This window comes from Mangrovivirga cuniculi, assembly GCF_005166025.1.
GTDB lineage: Bacteria > Bacteroidota > Bacteroidia > Cytophagales > Cyclobacteriaceae > Mangrovivirga > Mangrovivirga cuniculi.
In genome coordinates, this window is sequence record NZ_CP028923.1 from 532,181 (window position 1) to 554,878 (window position 22,698).

The following is a 22,698-nucleotide window of genomic DNA, read 5'->3' on the forward strand; positions in this document are numbered from 1 at the left end:
TATCTTAATTGTAAATATTGTTTAATTATTCTGCTTTAGCAAAATGTCCGTGAAAACGGATAATGGTATCTATTCCCCTGAAAAAGTTTTCAACACCATAACTTTCATTAGGGGAGTGAATAGCGTCTTTATCCAGGCCAAAACCCATTAAAAGGACATCAGATTTTAATTCTTTTTCAAATAAAGCGACAATTGGAATACTTCCACCGTCTCTTGTAGGTAGAGGCTTTTTGTTCCAACCATCTTTGAAAGCTTTTTCAGCAGCTCTAAAAGCCGGAGAATCCGTAGATACTACTGCAGACTCACCTCCATGATGAGGAGTTACTTTTACCTTCACGTAGTCAGGAGCGATACTATTAAAGTGATTAACAAATAACTGGGTTATCTCATCACTTTCCTGATTTGGAACCAGGCGCATTGAAATTTTTGCATATGCTTTAGAAGGAAGTACAGTTTTAGCACCTTCTCCAATGTAACCACCCCAAATTCCATTAACGTCTAAAGTGGGTCTGATACCTATTCTTTCAATAGTTGTATAACCTTTTTCTCCAAAAACAGCGTCTATATCAAGTTCCTTTTTATAATCTTCTTCGCTAAATGGAGCTTTATTTAATGTATCTCTGTATTCCTGAGAATATTCTTCTACTTTATCATAGAACCCCGGAATTGTAATATGTCCGTTTTCATCTTTCAAAGATGAGATCATATCACAAAGTACATTGATCGGGTTAGCAACTGCGCCACCATATGTTCCACTATGTAAGTCTCTGTTTGGCCCGGTAACTTCTACTTCAACATAACTCAAACCTCTAAGACCTGCTGTAATTGATGGTGTATCCATTGATATCATTGAGGTATCAGATATCAAAACCACGTTATTTTTTAGCTTTTCCTGATTTTCCTTTACAAAAATTTCAAGATTATTAGATCCAACTTCCTCTTCTCCTTCAATCATGAATTTTACATTGCACTGAAGACTGTCAGTTTTAGACATAGCTTCAAAGGCCTTAACATGCATGTAAAACTGTCCTTTATCATCACAAGCTCCACGTGCATAAATCCTGTCATCTTTTATTACAGGTTCAAATGGTGGAGAATCCCATAGTTCATACGGATCAGCAGGCTGGACATCATAGTGACCATAAACCAAAACCGTAGGGAGGTTCTCGTCAATGATCTTTTCTCCATAGACAATTGGATAGCCAGCAGTTTCACAGATCTCAGCTTTATCAACACCAGCGTCAATTAGTTTTTGCTTAATAAACTTAGCTGCCTCATGAACATCTTTTGAAAATTTAGGATCTGCACTTACAGAAGGAATTCTTAATAAATCAAAAAGTTCATTTAAAAAACCATCCTTATTTTCTTCTGAATAATTCAGTGCCTGTTGAGAGTTGTGTTCGCTCATTGTAGTGGTAATTGTTGTTTATTATTATCTATTTCAATTTTAAAATCCTGTGTCTTCATCGTCATCTTCACTGTCCGTATTTTGCGCTTCAGAATCAGAACCAAAAGGTACCGGTTGCACAGGTACATTTGGCTGGGAATTAAAGAACTCTAAAGTATAAGGAGTATTTATTCCAAGGTAATCTTTTCTAAACCTATCTATAAAGTCAGTGGCTTCGCTCAACTCAGCTATAGTTTGAGTATACGCACCCATCTTCTTACTGTTTTTCTCAGAGCGTTCTTTTATTTCAGTATTTATATTTTCGTCTGAAGAGAGCATTAGTAAAACACCTTCTTCATATTGAAAAAAGAACCAATGACCTGGTGTCAGTTGTGCGAATACATTGAATGATTCGTTACCGTCAGGATCTTTTCTGAATTCCACAAAACCGTTAACAAGTGTATTAACATCCTGTCGCCCAAGATGCGAAACACCAACAGTTCCGTTGTTATACCATGCTTTATTATCATTATCCCACTGCATGTTCAGGTTTGTAAGGAACATGTTGAAGTCCACTTCCCTGTCAAAGCCTGCTAATGGGGTGTATTCGTTCAAAGCGCGTTCTTCGAATGCTTTTGCTCCTTTATCAGAAACAAATTCGGATAAATAATATATTTGTTCACTCAGGTTAGATAATGCTTCCGGTGTGCCAATTGCATCGGCAGTAGTTCGGAAGCTGTTACCTATTGCTTCAAGAATATTATCATCTATCTGGGCATTTATACCAACCATTGAAGATACTTCCATTTCACCTTTTTCAGGTACTCCTGAGCCACGCCCTGCAGATTTCATGTTGAAATCCTGGTTACCTGCTAAGTAATTTATTTTCCCTTCGAAAGATACCTGACCTGTCTCGTCATCATATGTATATTTTTGACCCTGGTAACTATTACCCTGTAGCTTTTCGAAATCAACTATTTCATATGTTTTTGACATTCTGTTGTAGCTCAACATTCCGGATGGTTGAAAGAAAGGGAGGTCATCAGGAGTTAATTTATCTTTTACGAAAATAGAATAAAGATAATCTGTTCCAGTTTCGTAGAAAATACCTGCTTTAAGCTTTTTACCGGCTTCGGTAGTAGCCTCGTCAAAATCAAAAACAATATCTTTTATCTGAGCATCTGAATTGTAGACAATCCAATCAGATTCTCCAGTACTCATATCTAAGCGCACAGCTCCATTAAGTTCGAGTACCTCTTTATTGGCATACATAGTAACTTTTCCCTTGAAATAGAAACCCGGGCTTATTAAAAAGTTTTCAGAAACATCCACATTACCGGATGCTACAGTTCTAAGCTTAGTCACATTCTTCTCAGGAGAGTATTCCTGAAGTGAAAATTCTCCAAACTCGATATTAAAAGTATCACTTAAAGCGTTAATGTATCGATATGTTGCTTTTCCTTCAAATTTTGTTCGGCTAATAATATCGATTTCCCCGTCAATAAGCGTGTGATATTCATTAAGAGTATCCACAACAATGGTTGCGTTATGGAGGCGATCTAAAGTTGCGTTTTCTCTAATCAAAAGCTTGTTTTCATCGGGAGTAACTTTTGCATCTGCGATTTTAATGTATGGGATACCGAAAATATTCAATGTAAGATCATTGATGTCATATTCTGCTTTTGTCGCATTAAAAGCTAGTGAATCTAACTCTTCTCTTGTCGTATAGAAATAACTGTTTTCTATCGGAACATCAGCCGGTTTAATCATTGAAACCTGTTGATTACTTAAATCCCATGTTGCTTTTGTGATCGAAGTTTTAAACTGTGCAAAAGGGAAATCCAATGCTGCCATACCTTCTTTTTCTGGCTGAATATCTGCTATATTGTTAGTCAGATCAAAATCCAGTTTTACATCTTCACCTCTTAATGCAGGTTTTTCAGGATTGCTCGATTCGATAATAAAACCGGCATTTCTAGCCCCAATCCGGTATTCAGAAAAACTGATATTTGTACTTTGAGTTACTGAACCTCGAGTTTTAAGCTTACCACGTCCAAATCCGCCGTGTTTACTGTAAACGGCTGTACCGGTAAGGGTAGCAGTATTATCATAAAGATTAATTGGTTCAGATAGGTTAGTAAAATTCATGCTATCTGTCGGAATGTCCCACCTGAATTTTGAGTCTGCCGAGGTAATTGCCGGCACCGAAGGTCCGAGATCGTCTCCTTTAGCAATTTCCACTCTTGATGCAGGTGCAGATACAGAATCCATGTAAAACGTAAAGTCAGATGCATACACATCTGCAGCGAGGTATTCAATTCTGCCGTCAGCTGTTAATCCTTTTGAATTCAGAGTAATATCTGAATAAACTTTTCCATCACCCTCGTATAATTGATAACCACTTTCCGGGGTGTTATGAACAAAACCCAGAGAGTTGTCCGGCATTAGTTTAAGTGTCTCTTCGAAAGGAGGGAAAATATCAGAATAGAAAGTTCCCTGGAAGGTTAGTGCTTTCGTATCACTACCACTTACACTATCCAGATCAAAAGTAGGCACAGAAAAATACACCGATTTATCATAAGCTCCGTCAAGTATGTCCGGACTATCAAAATAAACCGTGGCTCCTCTTGAACCGGAAAATTTTGGATAACTCGGATAATCTCTCAGGGCAGACTTATTATTCGGTTTATTAATAAATAATGTTCCTGCAGTTTCCTGTAGTTCGTTTCCAATACTCTTGCGTTGACGAGCTCTATATCCTTTTGGCTGGTCAGAGTCAAGGTTAAACCTGATCTTATCAATTTGAGGCATATCAATAAGGAAGCTGTCATAATTAAACCTGAATTCCTTACCGATATATTGTATGTTCCCGGCATTGACTATACCATCAAAAAGAAGGTCACGATTTCTAAGTAATACAATAGTCTGGCTATCAGGCTCCACATATACCTTCAATGATTTACTGATTATGAAGCGTTCAACACCTCTTACAATCATTTCATCTTTGTTTATCCTGAGTGTGGCATTCGGTTCATCGGGTGAAATTGATTCTAAAGTAAGGTTGTCATAATCTTTTCTTCCTCTGTCAGAAAGCACATAATGATATCCTTTTCTGCTGATTTCGATGTAGCCAGTATTCGGGTTAAACTCTACAAATCCATTCCTCATAAGGAAATGAGCATATCCACGGACCTTTTCTTCGCTTTCTTTCATGAATTCAGCCACTTCGTACGTGTAGAAAGATCCTTTACCTCTTTTTCTGGCAAAATAGACAAATCGTAACAGTGGATTAGTATCCATCAGACCGGTTAGGTGCCCGAATCGTTCTGAACTAAAAAATTCCTCAGACTCGAATTCTACAGGCAATTTATTTTTTGCAGTAAGCCTGCTTACATTTAAACTATCTGATTTAAGATCCCACTCAATTAACTCTGCCTTGAATTCCATATTAAATAATGAAGTCTTAAAGGCAGTACTTTTGAAGGCTCCCTCATTACTTAATACGGTAAGATTCATGGAATCCAGGTCGTATTTTACTTTCAGTGCAGGATGAGTAATTGAATCACGATCATGATAAATTACTAACCCGGCACGCGGACTGGAAATAATACTATCGCTTAATTCAAAAATATTTGAATAAGCCTTAAAATATTTTTGGCCATCGATTTTAACCTGAATCTGACCTAAGCCAGGGAATACCGGGGTAGAAAGGATTTGGCCTCCTCTAAGCGAAAAGCCACCCTTATATTCGAGATTTTTTTCTTTGAAGCCCTTTACATTTATATTATTTGAATAAGATTTAAACCTGGGAAATGTAGGCTTTCCTGTTTTTGGCCTACGCTGAAGCTTATACTCAAAAACCCCTTCCACAGGTTCTTCCAATCTTGATTTGTAAGTAAGCTTAACTTTTTGAGATTCTATCTTAGGTTTTGATATGTCAAAATAATAATCACCGAAAGTAGCATAGGTTTCGTCCGGATCCAGCCCCGCAGGAGACCAATCGAATGAACCACCATTTGCAACGAGCATGTTATTAAGCATCATTACGCTTCCCGAGGTATTCTTAATGAAAACAGTATCGTAATTAGAAGTGAATTTCAGAAAAGTTTTTTCAAATCTTAATACCGGACCTGTCACCTCAGGAACAACTACCTGGATAAGAGTACTAATAGCTTCAGGCGAAACATCATCATTTTCTTGCTTTTTTTCTTCTTCATCCCAGCCTGTAGCCCATGTATCTTCGTTATCAACAGGTTCTTCTTCGTCTTCCTCCCAGTTATCCCAGTCATCAAACCAACCATCTTCTTCCTGTTCTTCATCTTCCGTAGCCACTTCATCAACAGGTTCTTCAAAGGGTTCTGGTAAGGTCTCTTCTACTTCAACATATTCAAGTGAAACAGTGCCTTCAGAATATACACCGTAATTAGAAGAGTAATAAAGAGCTCTATGATCTGCAAAATCGTGTAGGCGATCTAAATAAATATTCAGATCAGTTTTCGAATGATTTTCAAATACCTTCTGTGTGGTATTAATGATTGTAGTCTTATCAATCATTCCGCTCAGCTTATCAGCTTTGGAAATAATATTTAAAAACTTATACACCTCTGAATAAAAGCTGTATCCTGTATCAAGCATATTTTGCGTTAACAGAATAACGGTATTTTTATCAGAAATATCCAGGGAGGACCAATCATTAGAAAAGTTTTGCGCCATTGCAATCATTTCCTCATTCTGGGAATTCAGATAAGCATCCGTGACGACATCCTTATAGCGAATAGGGTCGTCGGGAAGCTGAATTCCCTGCGCAAGGAGCAGGTTGCATGACAGCAGTCCAGCAAAAAATATCAAGAATAATTTTCTCATAGCTCGTTGTAATCCGGATATAATTTCTCGTGAAATTAACGAATAAACACGGAAAAGATTTGATGGTGTAGGGTTATTTGCCTTTTTTAACGAGTTGCAAGCATTTCCAGTTTTGTTCTGAAGCTTCCTTTTCCAGATTCAAACCAAACTTTTTGGCCGCATCCAGAATATCTGAGGTGTCTCTCTCATAAAAACCACTGAATAATATGTGGCCTCCTTCTTTAAGACGTGAATTGTAAGATTCAAGTTCAGAAAGGATTATGTTTTTATTTATGTTAGCAAGTAAAATATCAGCTGGCTCTTCCGGCAGGCTTTGAACCGTACCATGAACTACTGATATTTTTTCATTCATATTGTTATTTTGTATATTTTCCCTTGTGTTTACAACAGACCATTCATCGATATCACAACCAATTATTTTTTTCGCATCGCGAAGTCCTGCCATAATAGAAAGAATTCCGGTACCACAACCAATGTCATAAACCAATTTACCTTTATGGTTTAATCCCATTTGCATCCTGACCATCATTGAGGTTGTTTGATGGTGGCCAGTACCAAAACTCATCTTTGGGGTGATTATAATTTCATAATCGTAGGTCTTTTCTACTTCGTGAAAATCTGCCCTTACAATAGCCTTATCACCGATTACGATTGGTTTATAACTTTTCTCCCATTCCTCATTCCAGTTCTTTTTTGGAATGTTCAGAATCTTATATTTCAGCGGTTCAATATTGCCATACCTGCTTATTTGTACATCTAGCTGATCTTTATCATACAGATCAGATTGAATGTAACATAACAGGCCATTATCTGACTCAACAAATGAATCAAAGCCGATTTCTGACAGCTCTGCCATCAGAATTTCGGCCATTTCCTCACTACACGTGAAGCTTATTTCAACATAATCCATTTAGTAAGATTTAGCAATATCTACGAAGTCGCGAGATTTTAATGAGGCGCCCCCGATCAATCCTCCATCTACATCTTCACAGGCAAAAAGTTCTTTAGCATTGCCAGGTTTGCAACTTCCACCGTATAATATAGAAATGCTGTTTGCTACGTCAGCATTATATTTTTCAGCCAGATGTTTTCTTATTGCTTCGTGCATTTCCTGTGCTTGCTCCGGAGAAGCAGTCAGCCCGGTACCTATAGCCCAGATTGGCTCATATGCTATAACCACTTTTTTAATTTCGTCTTCGGAAAGGTGAAACAGACTATTTGAAATCTGATTGGTTACAAATGACACATATTTCCCACCTTCTCTTTGCTCAAGACTTTCTCCACAGCAAAAGATTGGGGTCAATCCCGCAGAAAGTAACTTGTCAGTCTTTTTTGCCAGAAACTCATCTGTTTCCGAGAAGTACTCTCTTCTTTCACTATGACCTATTATAACATAACTCGTACCAATAGCTTTTAGCATGGGAACAGAAATTTCCCCTGTGTATGCACCACTTTCTTCAGTATGGCAATTCTGAGCCCCAAGAAATACTTTTTCCTGATCTCCTGTTAGTTTTTGAACACTTTCAAGGTGAGTATATGGAGGGCAGATAACCAGAGTAACATCGTTAGGGACTTCGTCTCCTGCCATATTTACTATTTCAGATGTAAGTTTTTTACCTTCCTCAGGTAATAAGTTCATTTTCCAGTTTCCTGCTACAATTTTTTTTCTCATGATCGTGTGTTTTGACATCGTGTAATGGTGTAAATATACTTCTTTTTATGTGGTAGTTAAATTAGCTGAACTTCTCTTTCAGAAACCTTGCCGTGTGAGAATCTTTTACGGAAATAAGATCTTCCGGTTTTCCTGCAAAAACCAGGTCTCCACCTCTATCTCCACCTTCCGGACCCAGGTCGATCACCCAATCCGCACTTTTGATTATTTCCACATTGTGCTCAATGATAACCACACTATTTCCTTGCTCAATTAGCGCATTAATGGCAGTAAGGAGTTTTTTAATGTCGTGAAAATGAAGTCCTGTCGTTGGCTCATCAAATACAAAGAGTAATTTTTCACCTCCTGAACCACCTTTAGATAAAAAGGAAGCAAGTTTGACCCGCTGTGCTTCTCCACCACTTAACGAGTTTGAAGACTGGCCGAGTTTGATATAACCTAACCCAACCTCATTGAGCGGTTCCAGCTTATTGAGAATTGACCTCTGCCCTTCAAAAAATCAAGACTTTCTTCGACTGTCAGATTAAGCACATCGGCGATAGATTTATCATTGAATTTAACTTCCAGTACCTCATCCTTAAACCTTCTGCCTTTACAGCTTTCGCAGGTTAAGTGAATATCTGCCATAAACTGCATTTCAATTTTCACTTCACCTTCTCCCTGACAATTTTCACATCTGCCTCCGTCGACATTAAAAGAAAAATGAGCAGGTTTAAATCCTCGCTGTTTTGATAGTTGCTGATCAGCAAACAGTTGCCTTATGGCGTCGTACGCTTTGACATAGGTTACCGGATTTGATCGACTCGATTTCCCAATCGGGTTTTGATCGACGAATTCAATTTGTTTTACCTGAGATAGATCTCCTTCCAGCCGATCGAATTTACCAGTTGATTCTGAGATATGTTGCTCGAGATGCTTGCTCAACGCAGGATACAGGATCTTTTTTACAAGTGTCGATTTCCCTGAACCACTGACCCCGGTAATTACCGAAAGCACTCCTAAAGGAATATCAACATCTATATTTTTAAGGTTATTTTCCCTGGCTCCTATAATTGAAAGCTTGTTGCGCCATTTTCTTTTAACTCGAGGTATAGCAATTTCCTCTTTACCTAATAAGTATTTAGCAGTGTATGATTCGCTTCCGTCCAGGTCATCCGCTGTACCCTGAAAAACCAGGTTGCCTCCATGGACACCAGCATCAGGACCAATATCGATGATTTGGTCGGCTGCTTTAATGACTTCTTCTTCGTGTTCTACTACAATTACTGTATTCCCGAGATCTCTCAAAGTTTTCAAAACACCGACTAGCCTTTCAGTATCCCTTGGATGCAAACCAATACTTGGTTCGTCAAGAATATACATGGATCCTACCAGGGCACTTCCCAATGAAGTAGCTAATTTAATCCGTTGATATTCACCACCGGATAGGGTAGAAGTCAGTCTGTTGAGAGTTAAATATCCAAGACCTACTTCGTTGAGGTAAAGTAGCCTGTTAGTCACCTCTTTTAATAGCCTGTTAGCTATTTGCTGATCGTGATCGTTGAGTTTGAGATTATTGAAAAATTCATATGAAGTTTCGACCGGCATCAAAACAACATCGGTAATCGATGTGTCATTTATTTTAACGTATGAAGCATCTTTTCTAAGCCTGGTTCCACGACAATCAGGACAGACAGTTCTTCCCCGGTATCTTGAAAGCATTACTCGATATTGAATTTTATGAGATTTGCTCTCCAGAAACTTAAAGAAACTGTTAAGTCCGTCAAAATACTCATTGCCTTCCCACAATAGTTGATATTCTTTCTCTGACAGATCTTTTATCGACCGGTGTACCGGAAAATCGAATTGATCAGCCTTTTCAATTAATGGCTTTAACCATTTTTTCATTGTTTCGGAACGCCAGGGAACAATAGCTCCTTCAAAAACTGACATGTTTTTATTTGGGATGACAAGATCTGGGTCAATGCCCAGAATTTTACCGAAACCCTCGCATGTTTTACAAGCTCCATATGGATTATTAAAGCTGAAGAGGTTTACTGATGGTTCTTCAAATTCAATTCCATCAGCTTCAAACCGGTCACTAAATGATTTTCTGCCTTCACCCGGGAAATCGATTATACAATCACCATGTCCTTCGAAAAAAGCAGTTTCTATCGAGTCAGCAAGCCTGAATCGATTATCTTCATCCCTTCCATCCGGAGATTCGGGATCTTTTTCTATAGCTGCTCTGTCTATAAGAATGAAAACCTCACTGTCAGGGTCAAGATTATCTGCCTCATCTACAATATCTTCGATCATTTTAGTGTTATTATTTAAAATAACACGGTTATATCCCTTTTGAAGCAGGATCTCGAACTCTTGTTTTAAGGTTCTGTCCTGGTGCGGGATCAATGGGCATAAGATCATCAGGCGGGTTCCGTCTTCATGATTGTAGAGGAAGTCTAAGACATCCTCAACTGTGGACTTTTGTACAATTTTTCCGCTAATTGGGGAATAAGTCTTCCCTATCCTGGCAAATAGCAGTTTCAGATAATCATATATTTCCGTGGTAGTACCAACAGTTGATCTGGGGTTTCTGGTATTAACTTTTTGCTCTATTGCAATAGCCGGGGAAACACCTCTAATATAATCTACTTCAGGTTTTTCCATTCGGCCCAGAAATTGCCGTGCATAAGAACTGAGGCTTTCAACATACATTCGCTGACCTTCAGCAAATAAAGTATCAAATGCCAGGGATGATTTTCCCGAACCGGATAACCCGGTGATAACAACCAGTTTGTTACGAGGTATCGCCACACTAAGATTGTGGAGGTTGTTGACTTTGGCATTCTTTATAACAATAAACTGTTTAGGGTCTATTGAATCTATATTTTTTATGTCGGTCGCTATAGTCTTACTCATAATTACAAAGATAAGCAGATGTTATTGATCAGAACTTGTTAATCGACTACAAGTTTAATTTTATGGCAATATTTTAAGAAACTGGTGTAAATTTTTAACAAATGTTTTTATTCGTTAATCTTGGCAGAATATTTGTGATTTATTAAATTAACGATTGCATTCGAGTTAAAATTTTTTGTTCAACCCTAAACGACACAATATGATATAGATCTCTACGTTAACAAAAACAGAGACAACCGAATGAACAAAATTAAATTAGACGACAGCCAGCTAGTGTCGCAGTACATCAAAGGAAATGAACTTGCATTTGAGAAGCTAGTAAACCGACACAAGAATAAGATTTTTACAAAGATATACCTGATAGTGAAAGACAGGTATGTGGCTGAAGATTTGTTGCAGGAAACTTTTATTAAGGCGGTCAACACAATTAAGGCGGGAAAGTATAACGAAGAAGGGAAGTTTCTACCCTGGATTATGAGAATAGCTAACAACATGGCTATTGATCATTTCAGGAAAGAAAAAAGATATCCAACCATTGTAATGGAGGATGGAAGCCCTCTTTTAAATAATATAAAGTTTGCCGAAGAGCCTTTTGAAACAGACCAGGAAAGGAAAGAAACTCATAAGCTGATAAGAAAGCTAGTCAAAGAATTGCCAGAGTCTCAAAAACAGGTGTTGATCATGAGGCACTACATGAAGATGAGCTTTCAGGAAATCGCAGATGCGACAGGTGTTAGTATAAACACTGCTCTTGGACGAATGCGATATGCTTTGATTAATATGAAAAAGAAAATGGACAAACTAAATGTAGCCTATGATAAAAACCTTTACCCCGGATGACGTAATTAAATACGTTTATAAAGAATGTGACCAGGAGGAGCAACGTGAAATTGAAGAAGCCTTGCTCTGCGACGAAAAGTTAAAAGAAACTTATCAATACGTAGTAAACATGAAGGATGACCTCGATAAAATTGATGTTCAGCCTTCTAAAAAAGCAATCACCAATATTTTAGATTATTCAAAAAATTATAATTTAAAAAAAGGGTCCTAATCAGGATCCTTTTTTTATTTCACAACTTCCCACCCCTGAAATTTATGGCCTATATTGCTACTCTATGTGTGGCATAAATTTGATAATCGATAAAAAAGAACTGTTAAGTGACCTCGTTGCTATCAAAACAATGGTTTCTGACAATATGCACAGAGGGCCGGATCACAGATCTTCTCTCAGAATCAGAAATCGTGAGACTCAATATTTTTTTGGTGCTAACAGGTTAAAGATCAGGGACAAATCCGAAAATTCTAATCAACCATTTATAGATCAGCAGGAAGAAAATGTTCTGTTATTTAACGGGGAGATATATAACTATGCCGAGCTTAAAAATGAGTTGATTTCAAAAGGATATACTTTCATAACTTCTTCTGACACAGAAGTAATATTTTATTTGCTAAAAGAAGAAGGAGAGCTGGGTTTAGGAAGGCTCAAAGGAATGTACAGTATAGTTTTTTTCGATAGGAAGAATGACACTGTTTTATTGGCGAGAGATAAGCATGGTATTAAACCATTATTTTATTCAGCTGATAAAAATTTTATTGTCGCTTCTTCTGAAACCGGACCTATATTTTCATCTGGGCTTATAAAAAAAGAACTGGATGTAGATCAACTTGATATACTGTTGAGGTATAAGCATTCTTTTCTTAATGAGACGATATATAGAAATGTATTTTCAGTTTCTCCTGGATCGTATTTGAAAATAGAAAACGGCTCAATTTCAAAGGAAGAATTTATAATAGAAAGAGCTGAAGAAAACAAGTTCGAATTAAGCTCAAATGGAATTGAGCAACTAATTGTCGATAGTCTTTACCGACAATTAAGTGATAGTGTGCCATATGGACTATTTCTTAGTGGAGGTCTTGACTCGTCGTTGTTACTGGCTCTTAATAAAAAGCATGAGATTAATTATATTCAGACATTCAGCCTGATCGATAAGAACCTAGCGGGAAAAGGATTAAATGATAATCGATTATCACGTCTTGCTGCAAAACTTTACGGTTATGAGCATCACGAAATAGGGTTTGATTCAGAGCCTGACGAACAGGATATTTATAAATTTATTGGTGACCTGGATCTTCCTGTTCTCGATAGTGGTGCGTATATGAATTATGTCCTTTCCAGGGAAGCATCTAAAAGCGTAAAAGTTGTGCTAAGTGGAGCAGGGGCAGATGAGTATTGGTATGGCTATCCAAGGTACCAGGTATACCGGCAGCAATTAAAAAACCCGTTCTCGGTAAAAGCACTTAAATTAATTTTGAGGCTGGCAAGAACATCAGGGTTTTCTAAAGTAGATGCCGTAACAGACAGGCGTTTTAAAAGATATGTAGATTCTGTTGATAAAACCAGTGAAAAATCCTGGAACAATTTATTACAGGTTCCTTTATTAAATCAGTCTGATTTTCCGGAAGAAATAGCTGATTTTATAAATAAAAATGAAAAAAACTTAACACCCCAGCTATGGGATCAGAAGAATTATCTGGTTAATGATGTTCTTTTACAAAGTGACCTGATGACTATGGCTCATGGCCTGGAAATGAGGGTTCCTTATCTTGATGATGAGCTTGTTATGGCAGCCGGGGAATTGCAGAAATCTTTATTTGAAGGGGGGAAATCAAAATCTGTTTTAAAAGAGATATTTTCAAAAATTGATGGTTCCGGTCCGTTCATCAGAAGATCAAAAGAAGGAATGGGATTACCCTTTTATTCATGGATAGATTCAAGGTTTTTCAGTGACAGAATTGAAAAAATATTTAACGATAATAACTCTATCATTTCAGAAACTGAATCCTTTAAATATATTAAAAAACAAAAAGGCTATCGAAAGCAACTTGCAGATCAGGCTAACGCTGCTGCTACCTGGAATTTTGTAGCCCTGGACTTATGGCTTGAGCAAAACGGATTTAAATGAAGATTTTATATTTACACCAATATTTCAAAACCCCGGAAGAGGGAGGGGCCACCCGATCATACTATTTATCAAAAGCGATGGTAGAGGCAGGTCATGATGTGACGCTAATAACCTCTCATAATAAAGGTCATAAATCTGAAAAGAATATAGAAGGTGTAAAAGTGATTTACCTGCCGGTAAAATACAGTAATTCATTCGGGTTTTACAGAAGGATAATGGCCTTTTTGTTATTTGCCAGGTCTGTTGTCAAGGAAATCAGAAACCATAATCCGAAGTCTTTCGATCTTTGCTATGCAACATCTACACCGCTTACAGTAGGTTGGGCAGCGATTCAGATAAAGGATAAATATCAAATACCATACATCTTTGAGGTGCGGGATCTCTGGCCGGAAGCTCCGATTCAGTTGGGTATCATTAGAAACCCTTTTTTGAAAATAGGCTTAAGAACTTTTGAAAAATATATTTATGAGCAATCCATGCAAATAATTGCTCTGTCTCCAAATATGGTAGAAGAGATCAAAAAGGTTGTACCCTGGAAAGATGTAAAGATGATTCCTAATTTTAGCGATCCGGATTTATTCAATGGAAAGAAAAGGTCATTTTTCAGGGATGGGAAAATAATCATATCCTATTTTGGGGCCGCAGGTTATGTAAACGGGTTACAAACTATTGTAAATTGCGCAAGTAAAGTACAAGATGATAAACGGATTGTTTTCAGGGTGATGGCCAGAGGAGCTGTGCTAAATTCAATAAGAAAGAAAGTCCAAAAAGAAAGGATTAGCAACATAGAGTTTTTAGAATACGGGGGTAAAGAAAACGTTATTTCACTACTGGAAGAAACATCATTTTCATTCATATCTTTTCTGCCAAAAAAAGTATTGGGTTCTAACAGTCCAAATAAGTTTTTCGATTCTCTTGCTGCCGGAGTGCCAGTAATAGTGAATACCAAAGGGTGGACATCAGAATTGGTGGATGAATATCACTGTGGGTTTTATCACGATTTTAATGATACAGAAGAATTTGAAACACAGCTGGAGCGATTTATAAATAATCCATCACTTTATGCTTATGCCTCTGAAAACGCTTTATTTCTTGCTAAAAATTATTTTAACCGCAATAAGGTAATCAGGAAACTTTTAACAGATCTCGAGCAATTTGAAGAGACCAAACCGGAATTTAAGGTTATACGGAATAGAGCTTAATCAGGGCTTGTAGGCTGCTTTCTGAAAGATAACCTCTGCTTCCCTGGTGCTCATTAGTTCTTGCAAAGACTTGTCTGTTTTATCCTGATAACGCTGTACTACCTGCCAACCCAGCCATGTACCTATCCTTCCCGGGCACTGATCGCCAATCTCAGGGGTTTTAGGTCGCTCCATGACATATTTCCTTTTAGCCATTGGGCTTGTATCATAGAAGAGTTCGTTGCTTACGAAATAAGAATAAATGATTTCAGCGTTATTATTTGCCGCTTCCATTTCCTGCTCACTATACCACATAATTTTTCTTTCATCCAGGCAAGGCATTACCGCATTTACAAAAGCGTATGATTTACCGTAGTAGATCATATCAGCAAGTAAGGTCTTGTCATTAAGATCGACCTTGTTGTATTTGTTTGAGATCAGAAGTGCAATCTTCGGCACAATATATTCAGGTGTATAATGATCTAGAATGTATTGAGGTTGCTGAGGTCTGTACCTGCCTTTTTCACCAAGGAAATAATCAAGGCCGATCACTATAACACTGTCAGTAACATAAAGATCTCTTATGATACCGGTTGTGACAGTCTGAACTTTAGGTATATTGTAATCCGGATAATAGTACTTTATGTGTTTGAAAAGGAGTTCCAGTTCATTTTCAATTTCATTTATCTTTTGTTCATCAAAAACTTTACGAGTTTCTGATTGTAAGGAATCAAATCCCGGGTTAGTTATCAGGTTGTGAAATCTACCTACAACTGTATTTGGGTTTTGATATTGCTGAGGCTCAAGAAAACCAGCCAGAAAACCCTGGTTTTTATTTAGAAAATTAGCTGTTTCTCTTAATGAGTTCAGAGAATCAAGTTTAAAATCCAGCCTTTCAATATCAACGGTTAAATTAATTTCTGAAATTTCAGAAGGGATACTACAATCCTCTTTACCTCCACATGAAGAAAGTAAAAGAGAAAATATAAATGTCAGAACGACTAAAAACTTATTGTATGCCATATCACAAAAATAAAAAACCCCCTTAAAAGAGGGGCTTTTTAACCTATTAATTCTATTTCTTCACCGGCTTTATTGTGAAAGCCGAAGTCTGTTATTGCCTTTGATGAGTCTAATTCTATATGGACCCATTTGTTATATTTGAAAAACCATTTTACACGTCTGGAAATGATACCTTTTGTAAAGTATGCGTGTAAGAATGGATGTAAACTGATTTTCACACCATTCTGGTTTTGATTTTTCATTACGTGATCAAGATTTCGTTCAATCTTGTCTGCTATCAGAATGGTTGATTCAACCTTTCCGGTGCCACCACATGACGGGCAAACTTCTTTGGTGACGATATTAAGCTCAGGTCTTACTCTTTGACGGGTAATTTCCATTAACCCGAATTTACTCAACGGTAGAACAGTATTTTTAGCCCTGTCCCCCTTCATTTCTTCTTTCATTGCCTTAAAAAGCTTGCGCTTATTATCGGGGTTTCGCATATCGATAAAATCGATTACAATAATTCCACCCATATCACGCAGCCTGAGCTGTCTGGCAATTTCTTTAGCGGCCATCAGGTTTACATTTAAAGCGGTAGTTTCCTGATCTGATTCCGCATTTGATTTATTACCACTATTCACATCGATCACATGGAGCGCTTCCGTGTGTTCAATGATCAGATATCCTCCTCCTTTTAAACTAACTGATTGCCCGAATAGGGACTTCAGTTGTTTTTCAATTCCATACTGTTCAAAGATCTTCTTCTTTTCAGCGACTTTTTTAACGATCTTCTCTTTATCAGGGGCGATCGTTTTTATATAGTTTTTAATTTCGCTGTGTATTTCTGAATCATCAACTGTTATAGAGTCGAATGATTCATTCAGCATGTCTCTTAGTATTGAGGAGGCTCGTCCCATTTCACCGATAACCTTATCTTTAGGTTTGGCTTTCTTGAGATTTCGCACACCATCCTCCCATTTATTCAGGAGGTTTCTAAGGTCATTATCTAATTCTGCTACATCTTTTCCTTCGGCAACAGTCCTTATTATAACACCAAAATTATCTGGCTTAATAGAATTGATCAAACGAAGAAGCCTTTTGCGTTCATCGCTTTTTACAATTTTTTTGGAAATATTTACCGTATTAGAAAATGGCACCAATACGAGATAACGACCAGCAATTGATAACTCACAGGATAGTCGTGGCCCTTTAGTGGAGATCGGTTCTTTAACTACCTGAACCAGAATTTGCTGGTTTTTGGACAGAACCTCATTGATCTTACCAAACTTATTGATCTCGGGCTCCATTTTGAACCCGGTCAGCTTTGCAGAAGTATTCTTTCTGTTTTGAGCCTGTTTCGTAAATTTATTTAAACTGGTTACTCTCGGACCTAGATCCAAGTAGTGTAAAAACGCATCTTTTTCGTATCCAATATCGATAAATGCTGCGTTTAAACCCTGAACCACTTTTTTTACTGAGCCCAGATAAATATCACCAACAGTAAACTTGTTACCGTCTTCTTCGTGATGGAATTCAACTAATTCCTTATCCTTTAGCAGGGCTATACGACATCCATTCTGAGTACCATTAATTAATAGTTCGTTACTCAAAATAAACTTTGTTTAGGTAAAACGAATTGTTTTATCGTCCGGCCTAAATAAAAATAGAAGAAGTAATCGGGAAATTACTTCTTCTTGTGTCTGTTTTTTCTTAGTCTTTTCTTACGCTTATGAGTAGCGATCTTATGTCTTTTTCTTTTTTTACCGCAAGGCATAATTTTAATTTTTTTGTCCCGAAAAACGGGGGTTAAACATTAATTTTATTGAATTTCTTTAAGATATCCATTTACTGCGCTAACAACTTCCGGATTATCTTCAAGTGTTAATACTTTCTCGAAATATTCTTTCGCTTCTTGTCTGTGTCCGTCCTCAAATAAGCTTACACCAAGATAAAAATTATACTCAGTGTTCTCCGGTTCAATTTTAACAAGAGTTCTGAACCTTTCCTCTGCTTTATGCCATTGCTGTGTTTGCATTGACATCAATCCCAACTGATAATTGACAGTTTCATTATCCGGATCTTTTTCAAGCAGACTTCTTAAAGCCAGAATCCCCTGCATAGGATTTGAACCATTGATCGCTATTAATGCATTATTTATTTCTGCATCAATATAATCAGGATTTTCCTCAAGAACTTTGTCGTAATAGCTTTTGGCCGTTTGCCCAAGCTGCTGTTGTTTGTCAGTTTCCATGGCAAACGAAAATGCTTTGTAATATGCATCAGCTGCAGCAACGTTTGATTCAAAGGTGTTTAATTCTTTAGCAATCAATCCTTTGTAGTAAGCTGCGCTGTCGTATGCCTGCACACTGAAATATATCTCATACAAAGAGTCCGCAAAGTTAATACTTTTTTCTCTATTTTCATCCATCTCAAGCTGTTCTTTGAAATAAGCCAGCTTTAGAGTTAATGAATCATTGAGTTTTGTCGTATTGTGAGCTGCGATATCTTCGGATACTTCTCCAGCAGGATTATCCGACATCGAAGCGCTAACATTTTGATTTTCGTCATTTTCAACTACTTCCCTGGGCAAGAAAAACAAAGCAACTACTGCTGCTATGATCAAAATCCCTGAGATAAAAATTTGTTTTTTCATAAAAGTTACTGACGATGTTTATTAACGCTTGTACGGCCAATAAAAGTAAAAGTTATCGGGAGGAAAAACCTCCCGATGATTTTTAGTCATTTAAAGCTTTTACCTTATCGCTGGTTTTAACCTTCTCAACAAATGTTTTTGATGGCTTGAAAGCCGGCACAAAGTGCTCGTCAATTACAATTGCTGTGTTCTTTGAGATGTTTCGGGCAATTTTCTTTGCTCTTTTCTTATTTACGAAACTTCCGAACCCACGAACATAGATGTTTTCTCCTTCTGCCATAGAGTCTTTAACTACACTGAATAATGCCTCTACAGTAGTTGTTACATCTTCTTTAGAAATTCCTGTCTTCTCTGCTATTTGAGCAATTACCTCTGCTTTTGTCACTGTTAAACTAATTTGGTTTGAACATTAATTACAAAATGAACAGTATCTGCTAATTTTGGGGATGCAAAGTTAATTGGTCGGGGAGTAATTAAAAAGCTTTGTAAACAAAAAGGCATAAAAATTTATTTATAAGTCATTAAAAAAGAATAGGTTGACAAATAAAGATTTTACAGATAAGCTAATAGGCTGGTATAAAATAAATTCCAGAGATCTTCCATGGAGGAATACACGTGATCCATACCCTGTTTGGTTATCAGAAGTTATTCTACAACAAACGCGTGTAGAGCAGGGAATGCCATACTTTTATAAATTTATAGATGCCTATCCGACTATTCAGGATCTGGCAAACTCTACTGAAGAGGAAGTTCTTCGATTATGGCAGGGCCTGGGTTATTATTCAAGAGGAAGAAATTTATTAAAAGGAGCTAAGCAAATTGTTTTTGACAGAAATGGTGTCTGGCCGGACAATTATAAGGAATTACAAGAGATTAAAGGTGTAGGAAAATATATCGCGGCAGCGATTGCCTCATTTTGCTTCAATGAATATGTTCCGGTAATTGATGGGAATGTTTACCGATTTCTGTATAGGTATCTAGGTATCGAAGAGCCAATAAATACAACAAAGTCTTTCAGAATATTTTTTGACCTTGCAAAAGAATTTCAAAAGCACGCCAACGATCCTGCTATGTTCAATCAGGCGTTAATGGAGTTCGGGTCCCTTCATTGTAAACCAAGAAACCCTTTATGTGATACGTGCCCGTTTGAAAGTGTTTGTTATGCCAGGCTGAACAACATGCAATATGATTTCCCCGTTAAGAATAAGAAGAAAAAATCTGTTGTCAGGAATTTTCATTATTTTGTAATTGTAGAAAACAACAGGTATTTATTTACTAAAAGGGGTAAAAATGATATTTGGGAAGGACTTTTTGAATTCCCGCTTGTAGAAGCTGATGACCTGACAAGTAAGGAATTAGATGAAATTCCTTTTTTATCTGAGGGTCAGGAGATAAAAAAAATGTTTAATGTGAAACATATTCTATCACATCAGACTATTTTTGCAACCTTTTACGAAGTTATCAACACAAATAGCAGCTTGAAAGAAGAGATTTCTGTATACAGGGGAGAATGGTTGTCTCCTGAAGAAATTGAAAAAAAACCCAAGCCTATTTTGATAGATAAATTTTTGAACGAATATTTATAAGTAGTATCTTTAAAAATAAACAGTATAGAAAAATATTATGTCAGGAGTAAATAAAGTAATTCTTGTAGGAAACCTTGGGAAAGACCCGGAAGTAAGACATTTGGATAATGGCCGTGCAGTAGCAAACTTCTCTTTGGCAACCTCGGAGGTATATAAAAACCGTCAGACAAATGAGCGGGTTACAAATACTGAATGGCATAATGTTGTTCTCTGGACGCCTCTTGCTGAAGTAGCCGAAAGATTTTTGAAAAAGGGAAGCCAGGTTTATATCGAAGGAAAAATTACCACAAGGTCATACGATGATAAAGAAGGTAATAAAAGATATATTACTGAAGTAGTAGGTAGAGAAATGACTTTACTTGGAACCCGTGATGATTCAGGAAATTCAGGAATGAATCAAAATCAGGGAAGCTCGTCACAATCATCTTCACAAAACACTTCATCTTCGGGTTATAGTAGCGATGCCGTAAGCATTGACAATGACTCCAATGATGAAATGGATGATCTGCCTTTTTAATTGTTTAATTAAAAATTACATAGTTGGAACCATCCACAGAAGACCCACTACCTAGTTTAATTCTTTTTATAAGCACAGATGCATCAGGAGTATTGTTTTATTCAATCAATGCTCTGGTAATTATATTATTGATCATTTTATCAGGTCTGATATCGGGATCTGAAGTGGCTTATTTTTCTCTAAACAGAGAGGAAATAGAAAAATGCCTGACCAGTCCGAACAAGGCTGAGCAGGTCATGGGTAAATTATTGAGCAATCCTAAACGATTGCTAGCAACTATTCTTATAACTAACAATCTTGTCAATGTTGGAATCGTGACGGTGTCTACATACCTGACCTGGCAAATAATCGGATCTACTTCCACGGAAGGGTTAGTCGTTACAATACTGACATTTGTTTCAACCTTTATAATCGTATTTTTCGGTGAGGTAATCCCTAAAATCTACGCTAATCAAAAGGGGTATCTGTTTGCTAAACGGACTGCTCGAATGCTGTCTGTATTCGAGACTATTTTTCTACCATTATCATGGTTGTTGACTTCAGTAGATCTGTTTTTGGATAAGCGGATTAAGCGAAAAGGGTATGATATTTCAGTCGAAAATATTCAAAAAGCAATCGACCTTACCACAGAAATGGAAGGCACCGAAGAAGAAAAAGACCTGTTAAAAGGGATAGCAAAATTTGGTACGTTGACAGTAAAGCAAGTGATGAAGTCCAGGATGGATATTACTGCTTTTGATGTAGAAGATGACTATCATGAACTTCTGGACAGGATAAATAAAAGCGGATATTCCAGGGTGCCTGTTTACAAAGACACCATTGATAAGATCGAAGGTATATTATACGTAAAAGACCTTATTCCATTTATTGATGAGAATGAGGATTTTCTTTGGCAAAACCTTCTTAGACAAGGTTTTTTTATTCCTGAAAATAAGAAAGTAGAAAGTCTATTGAGGGATTTCCAGGAGAAGAAAGTTCACATGGCTATCGTTGTAGATGAATATGGAGGTACCTCCGGACTGATTACTTTAGAAGATGTGATTGAGGAAATTGTCGGTGAAATAAATGATGAGTTTGACCTGGATGAAAATGAAATCCCATATAATAAACTCGATCAAAACACCTTCGTATTTGAAGGTAAGACTTCATTAAATGATTTCTGTAAAATAATTGGAGAAGATAACGGCCGTTTTGATGAGGTGAAAGGAGAGAGTGAATCTCTTGGTGGGTTGATTCTTGAGTTATCTTCAAAGCTTCCACGGGTTGGTGAGAAGATCAAGTTTGAGAACTTCCTATTTACTGTAGTAGCTGTTGATGCTCGCAGAATCAAAAGAGTTAGAGTTTTCAGAGCTGCTGACTCCAATCAATTAACGAAGACAAAATGAGATTAAATTATATATATCTAATCGTATTTGTTTTATTTGTGGCTTCATGCGGCAATGATTATGTGCCTAAGCCTAAAGGTTATAACTATATTGTCTTGCCTGAACACAAATATGAAGCAATGCCTGATGGGTATCCTTATGATTTTAAGAAAAATACTGCAGCAACCATTAAAAAAGATTCATCCGGAATCGCTGAACCCTATTGGATTCATTTATACTATCCCGATCTGAACGCAGATATTCAGCTTACTTACAAGCAGATTAATAATGACACGACACTTTTAAGAGAGTATATCGGAGATGCTTTTAAATTGACTTCAAAGCACCAGATCAAGGCTACCGGTATTAGTGAGGTGATCGATACATTGGAGACCGGTAAGGTTGCTGTATATGCCTTAATTCAAGGTGAAGTACCAAGCCAGGTACAATTTTTTGTAACCGACAGTACGGAGAATTTTTTTAGAGGAGCACTTTACTTCCCGGTTGCAACAAAAAACGATTCGTTAAAACCATCAGTTGAATATCTCAAAGAAGATATTGACGTTATGCTGAACTCCCTAGAGTGGAGAGATGTTGAATAAG

16 protein-coding genes and 1 pseudogene are annotated in these 22,698 nt (G+C 37.1%); 8 read left to right on the plus strand and 9 right to left on the minus strand.

What is annotated here, in order from left to right:
• Positions 1-25: 25 nt before the first annotated feature.
• From DCC35_RS02475 to uvrA, 5 genes and pseudogenes are all read right to left on the minus strand, one after another.
• Positions 26-1,408 carry a dipeptidase gene (locus DCC35_RS02475; RefSeq protein WP_137089299.1) on the minus strand — a complete coding sequence of 461 codons (1,383 nt, stop codon included), beginning with the start codon at positions 1,406-1,408 and terminating at the stop codon, positions 26-28.
• A 39-nt stretch (positions 1,409-1,447) separates the two neighbouring features.
• Positions 1,448-6,250: a hypothetical protein gene (locus DCC35_RS02480; protein WP_137089300.1), complete on the minus strand. Its 4,803-nt coding sequence runs from the start codon at positions 6,248-6,250 to the stop codon at positions 1,448-1,450.
• A gap of 73 nt (positions 6,251-6,323) precedes the next feature.
• The gene (gene prmA / locus DCC35_RS02485; protein ID WP_137089301.1) at positions 6,324-7,160 is read right to left on the minus strand and encodes a 50S ribosomal protein L11 methyltransferase; all 837 of its coding nucleotides are present in this window, start codon (positions 7,158-7,160) and stop codon (positions 6,324-6,326) included.
• Entirely contained in the window at positions 7,161-7,922 is a 762-nt protein-coding gene (gene tpiA, locus DCC35_RS02490; protein ID WP_137089302.1) for a triose-phosphate isomerase, read from the minus strand.
• A 61-nt stretch (positions 7,923-7,983) separates the two neighbouring features.
• Positions 7,984-10,823, minus strand: a pseudogene (uvrA, locus tag DCC35_RS02495) (excinuclease ABC subunit UvrA).
• 240 nt (positions 10,824-11,063) lie between these two features.
• Here uvrA and DCC35_RS02500 point away from each other — a divergent pair.
• From DCC35_RS02500 to DCC35_RS02515, 4 genes are all read left to right on the plus strand, one after another.
• On the plus strand, positions 11,064-11,663 hold the full coding sequence (locus DCC35_RS02500) for an RNA polymerase sigma factor (protein ID WP_137089303.1): 600 nt from the start codon (positions 11,064-11,066) through the stop codon (positions 11,661-11,663).
• Entirely contained in the window at positions 11,638-11,874 is a 237-nt protein-coding gene (locus DCC35_RS02505; RefSeq protein ID WP_137089304.1) for a hypothetical protein, read from the plus strand. Before DCC35_RS02500 ends, DCC35_RS02505 begins: the two co-directional genes overlap by 26 nt.
• A 79-nt stretch (positions 11,875-11,953) precedes the next feature.
• Positions 11,954-13,786: an asparagine synthase (glutamine-hydrolyzing) gene (gene asnB, locus DCC35_RS02510; RefSeq protein ID WP_175402682.1), complete on the plus strand. Its 1,833-nt coding sequence runs from the start codon at positions 11,954-11,956 to the stop codon at positions 13,784-13,786.
• A complete protein-coding gene (locus tag DCC35_RS02515; protein ID WP_137089306.1) occupies positions 13,783-14,988 on the plus strand; it encodes a glycosyltransferase family 4 protein in 1,206 nt (401 codons plus the stop codon). Before asnB ends, DCC35_RS02515 begins: the two co-directional genes overlap by 4 nt.
• Here the strand turns inward: DCC35_RS02515 and gldB are convergent, their stop codons facing one another.
• The 4 genes from gldB to DCC35_RS02535 all read right to left on the minus strand — a co-directional run bounded on the left by gldB (position 14,989) and on the right by DCC35_RS02535 (position 19,013).
• Positions 14,989-15,990, minus strand: coding sequence for a gliding motility lipoprotein GldB (gene gldB, locus DCC35_RS02520; RefSeq protein WP_137089307.1), 1,002 nt, complete (start codon positions 15,988-15,990; stop codon positions 14,989-14,991).
• 38 nt (positions 15,991-16,028) lie between these two features.
• Positions 16,029-17,585: an Rne/Rng family ribonuclease gene (locus tag DCC35_RS02525; protein ID WP_137089308.1), complete on the minus strand. Its 1,557-nt coding sequence runs from the start codon at positions 17,583-17,585 to the stop codon at positions 16,029-16,031.
• A gap of 209 nt (positions 17,586-17,794) precedes the next feature.
• The gene (locus DCC35_RS02530; protein ID WP_137089309.1) at positions 17,795-18,628 is read right to left on the minus strand and encodes a tetratricopeptide repeat protein; all 834 of its coding nucleotides are present in this window, start codon (positions 18,626-18,628) and stop codon (positions 17,795-17,797) included.
• Positions 18,629-18,710: 82 nt separating this feature from the next.
• Positions 18,711-19,013, minus strand: coding sequence for an HU family DNA-binding protein (locus DCC35_RS02535; protein WP_137089310.1), 303 nt, complete (start codon positions 19,011-19,013; stop codon positions 18,711-18,713).
• 151 nt (positions 19,014-19,164) lie between these two features.
• Between DCC35_RS02535 and mutY the strand changes: the two genes are divergently transcribed.
• The 4 genes from mutY to gldD are packed head-to-tail and all read left to right on the plus strand — an operon-like array spanning position 19,165 to position 22,697.
• Positions 19,165-20,214: an A/G-specific adenine glycosylase gene (gene mutY / locus DCC35_RS02540; protein ID WP_137089311.1), complete on the plus strand. Its 1,050-nt coding sequence runs from the start codon at positions 19,165-19,167 to the stop codon at positions 20,212-20,214.
• Between the two features lie 37 nt (positions 20,215-20,251).
• Positions 20,252-20,731, plus strand: coding sequence for a single-stranded DNA-binding protein (locus DCC35_RS02545; protein ID WP_137089312.1), 480 nt, complete (start codon positions 20,252-20,254; stop codon positions 20,729-20,731).
• A gap of 23 nt (positions 20,732-20,754) precedes the next feature.
• Complete coding sequence (gldE, locus tag DCC35_RS02550) at positions 20,755-22,116, plus strand: gliding motility-associated protein GldE (protein WP_137089313.1); 1,362 nt, start codon at positions 20,755-20,757, stop codon at positions 22,114-22,116.
• The gene (gene gldD / locus DCC35_RS02555; RefSeq protein ID WP_137089314.1) at positions 22,113-22,697 is read left to right on the plus strand and encodes a gliding motility lipoprotein GldD; all 585 of its coding nucleotides are present in this window, start codon (positions 22,113-22,115) and stop codon (positions 22,695-22,697) included. Before gldE ends, gldD begins: the two co-directional genes overlap by 4 nt.
• The last annotated feature ends 1 nt before the right edge of the window (position 22,698 follow it).

What these genes read in the sequence shown, in the direction of transcription:
- DCC35_RS02505 (WP_137089304.1), top strand. Translation starts at nt 11,638, where the DNA reads ATGATAAAAACCTTTACCCCGGATGACGTAATTAAATACGTTTATAAA.
- tpiA (WP_137089302.1), bottom strand. Translation starts at nt 7,922, where the DNA reads ATGAGAAAAAAAATTGTAGCAGGAAACTGGAAAATGAACTTATTACCT.
- gldB (WP_137089307.1), bottom strand. Translation starts at nt 15,990, where the DNA reads ATGGCATACAATAAGTTTTTAGTCGTTCTGACATTTATATTTTCTCTT.
- DCC35_RS02545 (WP_137089312.1), top strand. Translation starts at nt 20,252, where the DNA reads ATGTCAGGAGTAAATAAAGTAATTCTTGTAGGAAACCTTGGGAAAGAC.
- DCC35_RS02500 (WP_137089303.1), top strand. Translation starts at nt 11,064, where the DNA reads ATGAACAAAATTAAATTAGACGACAGCCAGCTAGTGTCGCAGTACATC.
- prmA (WP_137089301.1), bottom strand. Translation starts at nt 7,160, where the DNA reads ATGGATTATGTTGAAATAAGCTTCACGTGTAGTGAGGAAATGGCCGAA.
- DCC35_RS02515 (WP_137089306.1), top strand. Translation starts at nt 13,783, where the DNA reads ATGAAGATTTTATATTTACACCAATATTTCAAAACCCCGGAAGAGGGA.
- gldD (WP_137089314.1), top strand. Translation starts at nt 22,113, where the DNA reads ATGAGATTAAATTATATATATCTAATCGTATTTGTTTTATTTGTGGCT.
- DCC35_RS02475 (WP_137089299.1), bottom strand. Translation starts at nt 1,408, where the DNA reads ATGAGCGAACACAACTCTCAACAGGCACTGAATTATTCAGAAGAAAAT.
- DCC35_RS02480 (WP_137089300.1), bottom strand. Translation starts at nt 6,250, where the DNA reads ATGAGAAAATTATTCTTGATATTTTTTGCTGGACTGCTGTCATGCAAC.
- DCC35_RS02530 (WP_137089309.1), bottom strand. Translation starts at nt 18,628, where the DNA reads ATGAAAAAACAAATTTTTATCTCAGGGATTTTGATCATAGCAGCAGTA.